Source organism: Rathayibacter sp. VKM Ac-2927 (genome assembly GCF_022815525.1).
GTDB classification, from domain to species: Bacteria; Actinomycetota; Actinomycetes; order Actinomycetales; family Microbacteriaceae; genus Rathayibacter; species Rathayibacter festucae.
Genome location: NZ_JALGRT010000010.1, coordinates 1,732 through 5,445, shown reverse-complemented (window position 1 = coordinate 5,445; position 3,714 = coordinate 1,732). Strand labels below are relative to the sequence as shown.

Genomic DNA, 3,714 nt, shown 5'->3' with positions numbered 1-3,714 from the left:
CTTCGATCACTTCCGTTGTGAAGCACCTCTTCAGGTGTGGAGGCGGGATGTGTCCGATTCTTGAGAACTCAACAGCGTGCACTATGTTCAATGCCAAATTTATAACCCCGTCCGGGTCTTGTGATCCGGTTGGGTTCCTTTGGAAATTGATGTCAGTAATGATGTCTTATTTGCTAGAGGTCAAACTTGAGTGCCTTCCTTTCGGGGTTGGTGTTCGTAATTTTTTTACGGAGAGTTTGATCCTGGCTCAGGACGAACGCTGGCGGCGTGCTTAACACATGCAAGTCGAACGATGAAGCCCAGCTTGCTGGGTGGATTAGTGGCGAACGGGTGAGTAACACGTGAGTAACCTGCCCTTGACTCTGGGATAAGCGCTGGAAACGGCGTCTAATACCGGATACGACCTGCCCCGGCATCGGGTGCGGGTGGAAAGTTTTTCGGTCAAGGATGGACTCGCGGCCTATCAGGTAGTTGGTGAGGTAATGGCTCACCAAGCCGACGACGGGTAGCCGGCCTGAGAGGGTGACCGGCCACACTGGGACTGAGACACGGCCCAGACTCCTACGGGAGGCAGCAGTGGGGAATATTGCACAATGGGCGAAAGCCTGATGCAGCAACGCCGCGTGGGGGATGACGGCCTTCGGGTTGTAAACCTCTTTTAGTAGGGAAGAAGGGCTTCGGCTTGACGGTACCTGCAGAAAAAGCACCGGCTAACTACGTGCCAGCAGCCGCGGTAATACGTAGGGTGCAAGCGTTGTCCGGAATTATTGGGCGTAAAGAGCTCGTAGGCGGTTTGTCGCGTCTGCTGTGAAAACCCGAGGCTCAACCTCGGGCCTGCAGTGGGTACGGGCAGACTAGAGTGCGGTAGGGGAGAATGGAATTCCTGGTGTAGCGGTGGAATGCGCAGATATCAGGAGGAACACCGATGGCGAAGGCAGTTCTCTGGGCCGTTACTGACGCTGAGGAGCGAAAGCGTGGGGAGCGAACAGGATTAGATACCCTGGTAGTCCACGCCGTAAACGTTGGGAACTAGATGTGGGGACCTTTCCACGGTCTCCGTGTCGCAGCTAACGCATTAAGTTCCCCGCCTGGGGAGTACGGCCGCAAGGCTAAAACTCAAAGGAATTGACGGGGGCCCGCACAAGCGGCGGAGCATGCGGATTAATTCGATGCAACGCGAAGAACCTTACCAAGGCTTGACATATACCGGAAACTTCCAGAAATGGTTGCCCCGCAAGGTCGGTATACAGGTGGTGCATGGTTGTCGTCAGCTCGTGTCGTGAGATGTTGGGTTAAGTCCCGCAACGAGCGCAACCCTCGTTCTATGTTGCCAGCACGTCATGGTGGGAACTCATAGGAGACTGCCGGGGTCAACTCGGAGGAAGGTGGGGATGACGTCAAATCATCATGCCCCTTATGTCTTGGGCTTCACGCATGCTACAATGGCCGGTACAAAGGGCTGCGATACCGTAAGGTGGAGCGAATCCCAAAAAGCCGGTCTCAGTTCGGATTGAGGTCTGCAACTCGACCTCATGAAGTCGGAGTCGCTAGTAATCGCAGATCAGCAACGCTGCGGTGAATACGTTCCCGGGCCTTGTACACACCGCCCGTCAAGTCATGAAAGTCGGTAACACCCGAAGCCAGTGGCCTAACCGCAAGGAGGGAGCTGTCGAAGGTGGGATCGGTGATTAGGACTAAGTCGTAACAAGGTAGCCGTACCGGAAGGTGCGGCTGGATCACCTCCTTTCTAAGGAGCATCTGGACACCATGCGTTTCGGCGTAGAGGTTGTTCCAGGCACCAGATCAAAGCGAATGTCTTTGCTGGTAGCTCATGGGTGGAACATTGAACTGGGTGCAGGAAGAGATTCGTCTCGTGTCAGTACAGCCTTCGGGTTGGGAACGCACGAGCGGGTGGGCTACTGCACATGCACGCTGTTGGGTCCTGAGGGACCGGGCCGGCTGCTCCTTCGGGGGTGGCTGGATCTCGACTCTCCTGGATCCTTTTTCCACGCCTGGGTGTGTGGGGGAGGGATACCGCCCGTATTTTGAGAACTACACAGTGGACGCGAGCATCTTAGACTCGGGCAGCCTTTGCGGGTTGTTCGGGTCGACAAGATTCGCAAGGAGCAGCCTTCGGGTTGTGTTCTTGCCAATCATTGGATCTGCAACTTTTCGAGTTGTGGTTTCTTAAACTCATGTGATTTTCAAGTTTTTAAGAGCAAACGGTGAATGCCTTGGCATCTGGAGCCGAAGAAGGACGTCGTAATCTGCGATAAGCCTCGGGGAGCTGATAAACGAGCTGTGATCCGAGGATTTCCGAATGGGGAAACCCCGCCAGGCCCCTTGTGGTGACCTGGTGACTCCCGCCTGAATATATAGGGCGGGTAGAGGGAACGTGGGGAAGTGAAACATCTCAGTACCCACAGGAAGAGAAAACAACAGTGATTCCGTCAGTAGTGGCGAGCGAACGCGGAAGAGGCTAAACCGAATCATGTGTGATACCCGGCAGGGGTTGCATGGTCGGGGTTGTGGGACTTTTCGTTGTGTTCTGCCGAGCACTGAACGTTACAGCGCATCATAGACGAACAGGTTTGAATGCCTGGCCAGAGCGGGTGCGAGCCCCGTAGTCGAAATGGTGTTATGGCGTGAAGAGTATCCCAAGTAGCACGGGGCCCGAGAAATCCCGTGTGAATCTGTCAGGACCACCTGATAAGCCTAAATACTCCCAGATGACCGATAGCGGACAAGTACCGTGAGGGAAAGGTGAAAAGTACCCCGGGAGGGGAGTGAAATAGTACCTGAAACCGTTTGCTTACAAACCGTCGGAGCTCCCATGTTGGGGTGACGGCGTGCCTTTTGAAGAATGAGCCTGCGAGTTAGTGCTCTGTGGCGAGGTTAACCCGTGTGGGGCAGCCGTAGCGAAAGCGAGTCCGAATAGGGCGATTCAGTCGCAGGGTCTAGACCCGAAGCGAAGTGATCTATCCATGGCCAGGTTGAAGCGACGGTAAGACGTCGTGGAGGACCGAACCCACTTCAGTTGAAAATGGAGGGGATGAGCTGTGGATAGGGGTGAAAGGCCAATCAAACTTCGTGATAGCTGGTTCTCTCCGAAATGCATTTAGGTGCAGCGTTGCGTGTTTCTTGCCGGAGGTAGAGCTACTGGATGGCCGATGGGGCCCAAAAGCTTACTGACGTCAGCCAAACTCCGAATGCCGGTAAGTGAGAGCGCAGCAGTGAGACTGTGGGGGATAAGCTTCATAGTCGAGAGGGAAACAACCCAGACCACCAACTAAGGTCCCTAAGCGCGTGCTAAGTGGGAAAGGATGTGGAGTTGCACAGACAACCAGGAGGTTGGCTTAGAAGCAGCCACCCTTGAAAGAGTGCGTAATAGCTCACTGGTCAAGTGATTCCGCGCCGACAATGTAACGGGGCTCAAGCACGCCACCGAAGTTGTGGCATTGACATTAGTGGTAGGCCTTCGTGGTCCAGCCGTGTTGATGGGTAGGAGAGCGTCGTGTGGCGAGTGAAGCGGCGGTGTGAACCAGCCGTGGACGCCACACGAGTGAGAATGCAGGCATGAGTAGCGAAAGACGGGTGAGAAACCCGTCCTCCGGAAGACCAAGGGTTCCAGGGTCAAGCTAATCTTCCCTGGGTAAGTCGGGACCTAAGGCGAGGCCGACAGGCGTAGTCGATGGACAACGGGTTGATATTCCC

General features: G+C 55.1%; 2 rRNA genes (1 of these 2 only partly in view). Both read left to right on the top strand.

The features are described from left to right. The first annotated feature begins 224 nt into the window (after positions 1–224). Positions 225–1,747, top strand: a 16S ribosomal RNA gene (locus tag MT353_RS21305). A gap of 455 nt (positions 1,748–2,202) precedes the next feature. Beyond that, positions 2,203–3,714 (top strand): 23S ribosomal RNA (locus MT353_RS21300); it runs 1,616 nt beyond the window's last position. The 16S and 23S rRNA genes sit together here, the layout of an rRNA operon.